General features: G+C 71.1%; 12 protein-coding genes. 8 read left to right on the forward strand and 4 right to left on the reverse strand.

The genetic code is table 11. The annotated features are described in order from the left end of the window. Window positions 1–69 precede the first annotated feature (69 nt). From LJ657_RS40790 to LJ657_RS40800, 3 genes are all read right to left on the reverse strand, one after another. Window positions 70–825: a dienelactone hydrolase family protein gene (locus LJ657_RS40790; RefSeq protein WP_232654739.1), complete on the reverse strand. Its 756-nt coding sequence runs from the start codon at window positions 823–825 to the stop codon at window positions 70–72. A gap of 125 nt (window positions 826–950) precedes the next feature. Beyond that, complete coding sequence (locus tag LJ657_RS40795; RefSeq protein ID WP_232654740.1) at window positions 951–1571, reverse strand: L-threonylcarbamoyladenylate synthase; 621 nt, start codon at window positions 1569–1571, stop codon at window positions 951–953. Window positions 1572–1580: 9 nt separating this feature from the next. After that, entirely contained in the window at window positions 1581–2078 is a 498-nt protein-coding gene (locus tag LJ657_RS40800) for an FBP domain-containing protein (RefSeq protein WP_232654741.1), read from the reverse strand. Window positions 2079–2147: 69 nt separating this feature from the next. Here LJ657_RS40800 and LJ657_RS40805 point away from each other — a divergent pair, with 69 nt between their 5' ends. From LJ657_RS40805 to LJ657_RS40815, 3 genes are all read left to right on the forward strand, one after another. After that, the gene (locus LJ657_RS40805; protein ID WP_232654742.1) at window positions 2148–2726 is read left to right on the forward strand and encodes a TetR/AcrR family transcriptional regulator; all 579 of its coding nucleotides are present in this window, start codon (window positions 2148–2150) and stop codon (window positions 2724–2726) included. A gap of 16 nt (window positions 2727–2742) precedes the next feature. Continuing rightward, entirely contained in the window at window positions 2743–3924 is a 1182-nt protein-coding gene (locus tag LJ657_RS40810) for a GDSL-type esterase/lipase family protein (RefSeq protein WP_232654743.1), read from the forward strand. 113 nt (window positions 3925–4037) lie between these two features. Then, window positions 4038–5573 (forward strand): helix-turn-helix domain-containing protein, encoded by a 1536-nt coding sequence (locus LJ657_RS40815; protein WP_232654744.1) that lies wholly within the window; start codon window positions 4038–4040, stop codon window positions 5571–5573. A gap of 118 nt (window positions 5574–5691) precedes the next feature. Here the strand turns inward: LJ657_RS40815 and LJ657_RS40820 are convergent, their stop codons facing one another. Next, window positions 5692–6933, reverse strand: coding sequence for a cytochrome P450 family protein (locus LJ657_RS40820; protein ID WP_232654745.1), 1242 nt, complete (start codon window positions 6931–6933; stop codon window positions 5692–5694). A 279-nt stretch (window positions 6934–7212) separates the two neighbouring features. Here LJ657_RS40820 and LJ657_RS40825 point away from each other — a divergent pair, with 279 nt between their 5' ends. From LJ657_RS40825 to LJ657_RS40845, 5 genes are all read left to right on the forward strand, one after another. Beyond that, on the forward strand, window positions 7213–7428 hold the full coding sequence (locus tag LJ657_RS40825; RefSeq protein WP_232654746.1) for a hypothetical protein: 216 nt from the start codon (window positions 7213–7215) through the stop codon (window positions 7426–7428). A gap of 102 nt (window positions 7429–7530) precedes the next feature. Then, window positions 7531–8880, forward strand: a complete 1350-nt coding sequence (locus tag LJ657_RS40830) for a transaminase (protein WP_232654747.1) — start codon at window positions 7531–7533, stop codon at window positions 8878–8880. Between the two features lie 50 nt (window positions 8881–8930). Beyond that, the gene (locus LJ657_RS40835; protein ID WP_232654748.1) at window positions 8931–9371 is read left to right on the forward strand and encodes an Lrp/AsnC family transcriptional regulator; all 441 of its coding nucleotides are present in this window, start codon (window positions 8931–8933) and stop codon (window positions 9369–9371) included. A gap of 62 nt (window positions 9372–9433) precedes the next feature. Continuing rightward, a complete protein-coding gene (locus LJ657_RS40840; protein ID WP_232654749.1) occupies window positions 9434–9670 on the forward strand; it encodes a hypothetical protein in 237 nt (78 codons plus the stop codon). Between the two features lie 319 nt (window positions 9671–9989). Beyond that, window positions 9990–11720, forward strand: a complete 1731-nt coding sequence (locus LJ657_RS40845; protein ID WP_232654750.1) for a fatty acyl-AMP ligase — start codon at window positions 9990–9992, stop codon at window positions 11718–11720. Window positions 11721–11869: the final 149 nt, after the last annotated feature.

Here is an 11869-nt window from a genome sequence, read left to right on the forward strand (position 1 = left end):
CAACAAGTGAGACGTGGGCAAAAGGAAGGGCGCCCCCGGGACGAACCCGCGGGCGCCTGCGGCGACCTCTCAGAAGGTCCGCTGAAGAAGGTCGAGGAGCGCGTCCCAGTGCCGCTCGTCGGCCTCCTTGCCGTAGGAGGCGGTGTCCGCCTGCGTGTACCCGTGGTGCGCCCCCGGGTAGACCTCGCAGCGGTGCCGCACCCCTGCCGCGGTGAGCGCGTCCTCCAGGCGCTGGATCTGCTCCGGGGGCAGCGACGGATCGTTGTCGGCGTGGCCGAAGTACACCTCGGCGGTGATGTGTTCGACCACCGCGTGCGGGCTGTCCGGCCCCTCCGTCGCCAGCTGGCCGCCGTGGAACCCGGCAGCGGCGGCGACCCGCTCCGGGTAGGTGCCGGCGGTGAGCAGGGACAGCCGTGCGCCCATGCAGTAGCCGGTCAGCGCGACCGGGCCGTCCATGACCAGGGGGGAGTCGGCCAGCCACTGCAGATACGCTGCCGCGTCCCGCATGGCCGGGCCGGGCGTGACGGACTGGACCAGCGGACCGACCTTGCCCCAGATCTCCGGACGCTCCGCCGGGTCGATGAACTCCGGCAACTCGACGACCGGCGTCCGCCCGTGACGGTAGAACACGTTGGGCACCAGCACCGTGTGACCGGCCTCGGCGATCCGGTCGGCCATCGACTTCAGATGGGGGCGGATCCCGAAGGCGTCCATGTAGAGCAGGACGCCGGGCCGGGCACTGCCGTCCGCGGCGTGCGCCACATAGGCGTCTGCGACGCCGTCCTCGGTGGGGATGTCCACGGTTGTTCCCTGTACGGAGGTCATGGGGGGACTGCCTCTCTGCGCGCTCGGCGCCGACCAACTCTGGGCCCGACGGGCCGGTCGCGGTCATCGTTGCACGTGTCACTCAACCCCGTGAAAGGGCCCCCGGCCTCGGCGGACGCTGGAGCTCACTCGAACCGCGAAGTGTCCCCGGCCCCCCGCCGCACGATCTCCGCCTCGCCGCCGGAGAAGTCGATGACCGTCGTCGGTTCGGTGCCGCAGTCCCCGGAGTCGACCACCGCGTCCAGCACATGGTCGAGGCGGTCCTTGATCTCCCAGCCCTGCGTCATCGGCTCGTCCTCGTCGGGCAGCAGCAGCGTGCTGGACAGCAGCGGCTCGCCGAGCTCGGTGAGCAGTGCCTGGGTCACAAGGTGGTCGGGGATGCGCACACCGACCGTCTTCTTCTTCGGGTGCTGCAGCATCCTGGGCACCTCCTTCGTCGCCGGCAGGATGAAGGTGTAACTGCCGGGCGTCGACGCCTTGATGGCGCGGAAGACGTCGTTGTCGACCCGTACGAACTGGCCGAGCTGCGAGAAGTCCTGGCACACGAGGGTGAAGTGGTGCCGGTCGTCCAGGCGGCGGATGGTCCGGATCCGGTCGATGCCGTCACGGCTGCCGAGCCGGCAGCCCAGCGCGTAGCAGGAGTCCGTGGGATACGCGATGAGCGCGTCCGACCGGATGCTCTCGGCGACCTGGGCGATGGTGCGCGGCTGGGGGTTGTCGGGGTGCACGTCGAAGTACTTCGCCATCCGCCGAGCTTATGCCGTGCCGACCTTGGCGACGAACGCGGCGACGTTCCTGACGGTGCGCCGGATCTTCTCCTCCAGCGTGATCGTCTCCTGCAGCCGAGCCCCGATGCCTGCGTCCCGCTTGCCCCGTACGTACAGCGAGCAGGCCAGGTCGCTGCAGATGTAGGCGCCCACCGAGTTGCCCTGCTGACCGGCCCTGCCCGCCTTCGGCGCGACCATCAGCAGGACGCCGCCGGAGTGGGTGGTCAGGCACATGGAGCACATGCTGCGCCGTGCCTGCCCCACGGCGGGGGCGGAGCTGCGCAGCGCGACGGCTCTCGGCCGGCCATCGGTCCACTCGGTGACCAGGTACCCGCGGTCGGGGGCCTGGGGGTCGCGCCAGCCGAGGTAGTCCAGGTCGCCCCAGGGCCGGTCGGCCAGGTCACGCGGGACGGACAGGCGCCTGGCCTCGCCCTTGGTGCAGTTCACGAAGGCGGCGCGGATCTCTTGCTCGGTCAGCGGTTCCATGACTCCACGCTAAGTTGCCTAAATGCTTTAGGCAAATGCATAATCGATTACGGCGAGAGGAGGGCGGCCATGGTGCGTGTGGGGCTGACCACGGAACGGGTGGTCCGGGCAGGTGCGGAACTGGCGGACGAGGTCGGCTTCGACCAGGTGACCGTCTCCGAGCTGGCCCGCCGGTTCGACGTCAAGGTCGCGAGCCTGTACTCGCATGTGAAGGGCTCCCAGGACCTCAGGACACGGATCGCCCTGTTCGCCCTGGAGGAGCTCGCCGACCGGGCCGCCGACGCGATCGCGGGCCGGGCCGGCAAGGACGCCCTGATCGCCTTCGCCGACGCCTACCGCGACTACGGCAGGGAGCACCCCGGCCGCTCGGCCGCGGCCCGGCTGCGGCTGGACCCCGAGACCGCGGCCGCCAGCGCGGGCGTGCGGCACGCCCGGATGACGCGCGCGATCCTGCGCGGCTACGACCTGACCGAACCGGACCAGACGCACGCCGTACGGCTGCTTGGCAGCGTCTTCCACGGCTACTCGAGTCTGGAGACGGCGGGCGGCTTCAGTCACAGCGCCCCCGACTCGCAGGAGAGCTGGATGCGGATCCTGGACGCCCTCGACGCCCTGCTGCGCACCTGGCCCACCACACCCGCCCCCTGACCGACAGGCTGAGGACATGCCCACCGAGCACGACTGGATCACCACACCCGTCACCGCCGAACTGCTGCGCGGCGCCCTCGACGTGGAGCGCACCGAGCACGGCGTACTGCCGCACCGGCTGCCCGCCCGGGCCCGCGCCCAGTGCACCGATCCGCAGCTGGCCAGCGCCGAGTCCCAGCCGTCGGGCGTACGACTGGCCTTCCGCACGCGCGCGACGGCCCTCGAACTCGACGCCCTGCCCACCAAACGCGGCTACGTCGGCGCCCCGCCCCGTCCCGACGGTGTGTACGACCTCCTCGTCGACGGCCGCCCGGCCGGCCGGGGGAGTGTCACGGGCGGCAACACCGTGACCATCGACATGGTCGCCGGCACGGCCGAACTCCGGACCGGCACCATGGGCACGCTCCGCTTCACCGAGCTGCCCGACGGGGTCAAGGACGTCGAGATCTGGCTCCCGCACAACGAGACCACCGAACTGGGGACCCTGCGCACCGACGCCCCCGTGGAGCCCACCCCGCCCAGCGGCCGCAGGGTCTGGCTGCACCACGGGAGTTCGATCAGCCACGGCTCCGACGCGGCGAGCCCCACCACGACCTGGCCCGCATTCGCCGCCTCCCTGGGCGGCGTCGACCTGATCAACCTGGGCCTGGGCGGCAGCGCCCTGCTCGACCCGTTCACCGCACGCGCCCTGCGCGACACCCCCGCCGACGTGATCAGCCTCAAGATCGGCATCAATCTGGTCAACACCGACCTGATGCGCCTGCGCGCCTTCACCCCCGCCGTCCACGGCTTCCTCGACACCGTGCGCGAAGGACACCCCACGACACCTCTGCTGGTCGTCTCGCCCATCCTGTGCCCGATGCACGAGGACACGCCCGGCCCCAGCGTCCTGGACTTCACCTCCCTGAGCGACGGTCAACTGCAGTTCCACGCCATGGGCGATCCCGCGGAACGTGCGAACGGGAAACTGGCCCTCGGCGTCATCCGGGACGAGCTTGCCCGCATCGTGGCCCAGCGGGCGGCCGAGGACCCGAACCTGAACTACCTCGACGGCCGCGAGCTCTACGGCGAGTCCGACCACGCCGAACTGCCCCTGCCCGACCAGCTCCACCCGGACGCCGACACCCACCTCCGCATCGGCGAACGCTTCGCCTCACTGGCCTTCGCGGGCGGCGCCTTCGCCGACCGCACCGCTTGAAAGGCCCGCTTTCCGTCGCACGCACCCGTGGGTAGGCAACCACCGGGCACACGTGAGGTAACGTCCCCGACCGAAAAGCCGAGGTCGATGCGATGGAAGAGGAGAAGGCCGACATGGCTGGCCGAAAGGACGAGGCCCGCCCTGCGAAGGTGACGGGCGCCGACGGCGATCCGACGTGGGCGCAGGAACTGCTCGATCACCTGCGGCCCACGGCGCGGGACATCCGCCGGGTCGTCGCCTGGCTCGCGGACGCCGCGCAGGGGACGGCCTGCCTCCAGGACGGCACCGGGCGGCTTCTCGCCGGAACGCCGACACCGCTGGAGGAGAACCTTGTCGCGGACATCGTCTCCGGCCGGATCGCCTCCGCGGCCTGGGACGACACCGGACGCCATCTGCGGCTCGTCCGGGTGGAGCAGCCGCAGCCCGCCTCGGTCGGCGTACTGGCGGTGTCCCGGCCGGCCCCGTTCGACCGCCGGACCTCCGAGATCGTGACCCACACCGCCCAGGTGGTCGAACTCCTGCTCAGGGCACGCGAGTCGACCAGCGCCGGACGCCGGCTCCAACGCGCCACCTCCGATCTGCGGCTGGCGATCCTGCAACTCCTGATGGTCGAGGACACCGTCTCCGCCCGCCGCGTCGCCGCGGGTCTGTGGCCCGGCCTGCTCGACACCGACACCGCCTGCGTATACGTCCTCGAGGGCTGCGCCGAGGACCGCGACGAGCTGGCCCAGGAGTGCCTGAGCGTGACGGAGGAGCAGGTGCTGGTCGTGCGCTGTCCCGCCGTCGACGCGCACGTCATCGTCGTCGCTCCCGACGACGCGGGCGCCGGGGAACTGCGCTCCCTGATCGGCCGGCGGCCGGGCACCTTCCTCGGCGGCAGCGCCCCGCAGAGCCTCGCCCGCACCGGCACCGCCTACGGACAGGCCGTGAGCGCCCTCGCCGTCGCCCGCTTCCGGCCCGACAAGCAGGCCGTGTACGCCGAACGCACCCACCCCGAACGCCTCATGGACCCCGCCGGGCTGCACGGCTGGACGAACCACGTACTGCGCCCGCTCGACACCTTGGCGCACCACACCCGCGCCGAACTCCTCGCCACCACCCGGCTGGGCCTGGAGTTCACCGCCGTCAACGCCGCCAAGGTGCTCGGCGTCAGCCGCAACACCGTCCGCGCCCGCATGGAGCGCGTGGAGGCCCTGCTGCATGCGGACTTCTCCGATCTCGCTGCCCGTGCCGTCGTCCACCTCGCCCTCAACACCTGGATCGGCCTGTCGACGGAAGCGCACGAGACCGGCCCCGCCGCGCCGGGCCACCCCCGGCTCGGCGAACTGCTCGCCGGGCCCGCCCTGCGCACCTGGGCTGCCGACCTGCTCGACCGCCTCGACGCCGACGCCCGCGATCTGCGCCGCACCCTGCGTACCTGGATCGCCGCCGGAGGCAACGCCGAACGCGCCGCACAGATCCTGGGCGTGCACGCGCAGACGGTGCGGGAGCACGTGCGCAGCGCGGAACCCGTCCTCGAACGCCAACTGCTCGCCGCCGGCAGCGACCTGTACGAGGTCGTCCTCGCCCACCTGGCCCTCGGCGACCTCGAACAGCCCGAACTCCGCCGGGCGAACCGGGACCATCCGGACTCACCTGTGCACAGGTGAGCCGTGCGGACACCGCAGCGGGCACTGACACGGTTCACAACGGCTCGACCCGGCACGTAAGTTCGACGAACCGCGGGGGCACGACCGGAACGGGGGACCGGTCGGGCCCCCTCGCGTTCTACGCGCGCAGCCGCACCGGCACCTCCTGCCAGCCGAACGCGATGAACGACGGCACCTGCCGCAACTCGTCCTCGCCGACGGCCAGTCGTATCCCGGGGAAGCGCTCGAACAGAGCCGGCAGCGCGGTGAGCGCCTCCACCCGGGCGAGCGGAGCACCGATGCACCGGTGCACACCGATCCCGAACGACAGATGGTCCTCGGCCCCGCGTGCCGCGTCGAAGGTGCCCGCGTCCGCCCCGTAGTGCGCGGGATCCAGCCCCGCGGCGGCATACGTCGTGATGATGGCGTCGCCCGCCGGGATCGTGACGTCACCGACCACGATGTCGCGGACGGCGAACCGCAGCGGCAGCGAGGCGATCGACGGGTGCACCCGCAGCGTCTCGTCGACCACCGCCTCCCAGCCGATCTTCCCCGTGTGTACGGCGGCCAGCTGCTCGGGGTGCCGGAGCAGGGCGACGATCGCGTTGCCGATGAGGTTGACGGTCGTCTCGAACCCGGCGCCGATCACCAGCAGCAGCGTGTACAGCAGCTCCTCGTCGCTGAGCCGGTCGCCGTCCTCGTCCCGCACCCGGATCAGCTCGGTGGTCAGATCGTCCCCGGGGTGCTCGCTGCGATGGGCGATCAGGGCCGGCAGTACCGTCCCGATCTGCTGCTGCACGAACGTGGCGTGCTCCGGGCTCGGGTCGGAGGTGTCCATGATGGCCGCGATCAGCCGACGCGTGTCCTCCACCAACTCGTCCGGTACGCCGAACAGTTCGCAGATGATCCGCATGGGCAGGGGCTGCGCGAGAGCCGCCTTGACGTCGACCACCCCGCCGTCGGCGCCGGCTGCGTCCAGCGCGTCGAGCAGTTCCTCGGCGATCGCCTCCACCCGCGCCCGCATCGTCTCGGTGCGCCGGTGCGTGAAGCTCGGCGCCACCAGCTTCCGCAGTCGCGCGTGGTCCCCGCCGTACGTGGACAGCATGTTGACCACGCCCACCCAGCCCAATATCCAGCCCCAGGACGGGTGTTCACCGATCTCGGGCCACAGCTTCCAGTGCAGCCGGGGGTCCCTGCTGACCTGTGGGTCGAGGATCAGGTCCCTGAGCGTGTGGTATCCGGTGGGCGCCCAGGCGGGGATGCCGCCCGGCAGCTCGACGGGCACGACCGGGCCGAAGGCCCGCAGCCGGGCACTCTCACCGGGGATGTCGGCGCCGAACGGGTCGATGGCAAAGCGGTCGATGCGGTCGGTGACGGTCACGCGCAGCACGGTACACATCGTCACCGATGACTCTCGTACGGTTGAGCGATTATCCGCCACCGAATCACCGACCTTTTACTCCTTCTGTCTCAAGTGTCTGAATTTCCGTACGTGGGGCGTGAGTTGATGCGCGGCCTCGCTGTGGCGCCCTCCGGTGATGCCGACCACTCGGCATGGTTGTCGGATCATCGATTGGCCCATTCGGGGGGTGTACTCACCCGACCCGGTGAGCGTCGGCCGCCGCGCGTGTCACGGCCGCCGCCTCCACGTTGCCCCGGCATGAACCGAACCGCACTGGAGCCGTGCCGCCCGCTCGCAGGCCGACCTGCTCGTGATCCTTCGCCCGCGCCGACCCATGGGCCCGGTTCCGGTGCCTTCCCGCCGATCTACGCCCAGCTCGCCGCCGAGTGGCGGGCCAGGGGCCGTGCGGTGCCGGACCGCCCGGATGTCCAGTGGGCCTCCTTCGCCGACCTCTCGGACGGCGGAGACGCGTGATTCGATTGCTATGACAGGCGATTCCGCGGTGGCTGCTTGATGCGTCAATGTTTTCCGTTCTATGCTCCGAGGGTTCCGCCGTTCCTACAGTTCGGGGATTCCATGGACCGTGCCCGTTTGCAGCGCCTGCTCGCCCGCGAGAAGGAGCAGGCCGCGCATCGCTGCCCGCGTTCGAGGGATGCCTACGCGCGGGCCGACCATCTCTTCGGACGCGTGCCGATGACGTGGATGAACAAGACGGCCGGTGCCTTCCCCCGCTACCTGGCGACCGCCCGCGGCGCCCGTGTCACGGACATCGACGGGCACGAGTACGTCGACTTCTGCCTCGGGGACACGGGAGCGATGGCCGGTCACTCCCCGGCGGCGGTGGCCGATGCGGTCCGGCGCCGGTTCGCCGACCTGGGCGGTGCCACCGCGATGCTGCCCACCGAGGACGCCGAATGGGTCGGCGCCGAGCTGACCCGCCGCTTCGGCCTCGCCCGCTGGAGCTTTTCGCTGACGGCGACCGACGCCAACCGGTGGGCGATCCGGCTCGCCCGCGCCGTCACCGGCCGCCCCAAGATCCTTGTGAACAGTTACAGCTACCACGGCAGCGTCGACGAGTCCCTCATCGTCGTCGGACCCGACGGCAGGGGAGCGACCCGCCCCGGAAACGTGGGCGCCCCCTGTGACGTCACACTGACCAGCCGTGTCGCGGAATTCAACGACCTGGAACAACTGCAGCGCGAACTCGCCCACGGCGACGTGGCCGCCGTCCTGATGGAACCCGCCCTCACCAACATCGGCATCGTGCTGCCCGAGCCCGGCTACCTGGCGGGCGTCCGGGCGCTGACCCGCCGACACGGCACCCTGCTCATCAACGACGAGACCCACACCTTCTCCGCCGGCCCGGGCGGCTGCACCGCCGCCTGGGACCTGGAGCCCGACCTGCTCACCATCGGCAAGGCGATCGGCGGCGGCATCCCGGCCGGTGCGTACGGTCTGTCCGCCGAGCTCGCGGACCGTCTCCTCGGCCGCGCCGACCTCGACCTGGTCGACATGGGCGGCGTAGGCGGCACCCTGGCCGGCAACGCCCTCTCGGTCGCCGCCATGCGCGCCACGCTGGAACACGTCCTGACCGAGGACGCGTTCGCCCGCATGACCAAGCTGTCCGAACGCTTCGAAGCGGGCGTACGCGCGGGCATCGACGCGCACGCCCTGCCCTGGTCGGTCAGCAGGCTCGGCGCCCGCACCGAGTACCGCTTCGCCTCCCCGACGCCCTGCACCGGCACCGAGTCCGCAGCAGCCGTCGACCCCGAACTGGAGGACTTCCTCCACCTCTACCTGGCCAACCGGGGCATCCTGCTGACCCCGTTCCACAACATGGCACTCATGTGCCCGGACACCACCGACCAGGACGTCGACACCCACACCGAGGTCTTCGCCGCCGCCCTCGCCGCCCTGACCGGCTGAGCGGAACCGAGAGGACCGGGCGAGCCGGCCGGAAAAGGAGAAGGACGCACGTGGACGACATCGACCGGGCCATCCTGCGAGAACTGCAGACCGACGGGCGCATCGCCTACGCCGACCTCGGCCCCAAGGTCGGCCTCTCGGCGTCGGCGGCCCGCCAGCGCCTGCAGCGGCTGCTGGACTCCAAGGCCGTCCAGGTCGTCGGCGTCACCGACCCGATGTCCATGGGCGGCCAGGCCATGGCCCTGCTCGGCATCGGCGTGGACGGTGACCCGCGTGCGGTCGCCGACGAGCTGGCCGCGCGCTCCGAGGTCGTCTACGCCGTGCTGACCTCCGGCGGCTTCGACCTGTTCGCCGAGGTCGTCGCGCCGGGCCCGCGCGAACTGCTGGACTTCGTCAACGACGTCGTACGCCCCGTCGAAGGGGTCCGGCAGATCCAGTCGTTTCCGTATTTCGGCATCCACACCCACCGTTTCCTCTGGGACGTCGGCTGATTGCCCGGTGTGGGACGGGTACTCGGTCAGCCCGGGAAGGACTACAGGTGGAGGAGGCCCGTATGACCAGCAGCACGGAGACCGGCGGCGTGACCGGTACGCCGGACAGGGACTACAACCTCATCTGGTACGTCGAGGCGTGCCTGAGCAACGCCCTGCGCCTGGAGAGCTACATCCAGGACGCGGAACGCGAGAAGGACACCGAGGTGGCCGACCTGTTCCGCAAGGCCCAGGCGGACAGCCGCAAGGGCGCGGAAATCGGCAAGGGACTGCTGCGCGGACGCCTGAACGGCGGCTGACACCGGCTTCCCGACCTCAGGCCCGGCCTCCGTGATGTCACGGGCGGCCGGGTCTTCCGCATGCCCCAACTCCCGTTGGACACCCAGCGTTTACATGGTTCGGTTCGACGGGCCGAATGGAGTTGCTAGAGTGCTACTCGCCGGTAGCAAGCTGCACGGGGCGCGGGGGGCCGGCGTACCGCCACCACTCCCCGGACAACTGGTCGAGTCGCACAGTCCGGCAAGGGGGCCGGGCCGGTCGCGGCTGCCGCGCACACAGATCGCGCGGCGCTCGAACTCCAGTTCCCTGCCCACCTATTCAGACAGGTGAGACTCTTCCATGGCCCGTTCCCTGGTCGACTTACTGACCGAGCACGCCACCCACCAGCCCGACCGGACCGCATACCGCTACCTCGTCACCGGCGACTGCGACGGAGAGATCCAGGAGATCACCTACGCGTGGCTCGCCCGCCGTTCCCGCGCCGTCGCCGCCTGGCTGCAGGACCGTGGGCTGACCGGTTCCCGCGCCATGCTGCTGCACCCGCCCGGCCTGGAGTTCATCAGCGGCTACCTGGGCTGCCTCTCGGCCGGTGTCGTCGCCGTACCCGGCGTGCCCCCGCAGGGCCGGGCACACAACCACCGCGCCCTGACCCGTACGAGGCGCCTGCTGGCCGACGCGGACGCCAAGGTGATCCTCGGCGGCCGCGAAGTGATCACCGCCCTGGCCGGCCTGGCGGAGCACCTGCCCGAACTGGCCGGCATCGCCTGCGTCGCTACCGAGGACATCCCCGACGAGGCCGCCGACGCCTGGCGCGCCCCCGGCCTCACCCCCGACTCGGTCGCCTTCCTCCAGTACACCTCCGGCTCCACCTCCGCCCCCAAGGGCGTGGCCGTCACCCACGGCAACCTGCTCGACAACGAGCGGATCATCACCGAACGGATGGGCCACACCCCCGAGGTCATCGAGGAGTACGGCCGGGAACTGATCGTCAGCTGGCTGCCCGTGTACCACGACATGGGCCTCATCGGGCCGGTCCTGAACACCGTCTACCTCGGCCTCACCACCACCCTCTTCTCCCCGCTGCACTTCCTGCAGCGGCCCGACCGCTGGCTGAAGGCCATCAGTCACTACCGCCCCCACACCAGCGGCGGCCCCAACTTCGCCTACGAACTGGGCCTGAAGCACGCCACCGACGAACTCCTCGACAGCCTCGACCTGAGTGCGTGGAAGGTCGCCTTCAACGGCGCCGAACCGATACGCGCCGCCACCCTGCGCCGCTTCACCGAGACCTTCGCCCCCGCAGGCTTCCGCCGCGAGGCCTTCTACCCCTGCTACGGCCTCGCCGAGGCGACCGTGATGGTCACCGGCGCCTCCGTGGACGCCCCGCCGACTCTCCTCACCGCCGAGAACCTCGGCCCGTACGGGGACGGGGCGGACGCCGCCGCGGTCGGCTGCGGGCGCCCCGGCCCCGGCCTCACGGTGACGATCGCGGACCCCGAACAGGCCACGGAACTCCCCGAGGGCCAGGTCGGCGAGATCTGGGTGAGCGGTGCGAGCGTCGCGAAGGGCTACTGGCGCAACACCCTGGCCACCCGCGAAACCTTCCGCGCCACCCTGACCGGCCGGGAAGGCCGCTTCCTGCGCACTGGCGACCTCGGATTCCTGCGCGACGGCGAGCTCTTCGTCACCGGCCGCAGGAAGGACCTGATCGTCATCGACGGACGCAACCACTACCCGCAGGACCTGGAACTCTCCGCCGAGATGTGCCACCCGGCCCTGCGTCCCGGCTGCACCGCCGCCTTCTCCGTCCCCGTCGCCGAAGGAGTCGAAGGCGAGCAGGTCGTCCTCGTCGCCGAGGTGGCGCCGGACGCCGCGGGCGACTCGGAGAAGATCACCGATCTGATCCGCTGTGCGCTCGGCGAGGCCCACGGAGTCTCCGTACGCGACGTCGTCCTGGTGCACCCCGGCACGATCCCCAAGACGTCCAGCGGGAAGATCCAGCGCCACGCGACCCGGGCCGCCCACCTGGCCGGCGCCCTCTCCTCGGTCACCGCACCCGCCGCGCGCTGACACCGCCCGTCTCCCCGCGCCGCCGTGCGGCCCAACCCCCGTACATCGCCTGTCCGTTCGGCCGATCAGGGCGCTGTCACGTCTCCACACCGGCCGAATCGCCCGTACGGAAAAACACACCGAGCCCGAGTTCACGAGGACACCTGCCC

This window comes from Streptomyces guryensis, from assembly GCF_021261325.1.
Lineage (GTDB): Bacteria > Actinomycetota > Actinomycetes > Streptomycetales > Streptomycetaceae > Streptomyces > Streptomyces guryensis.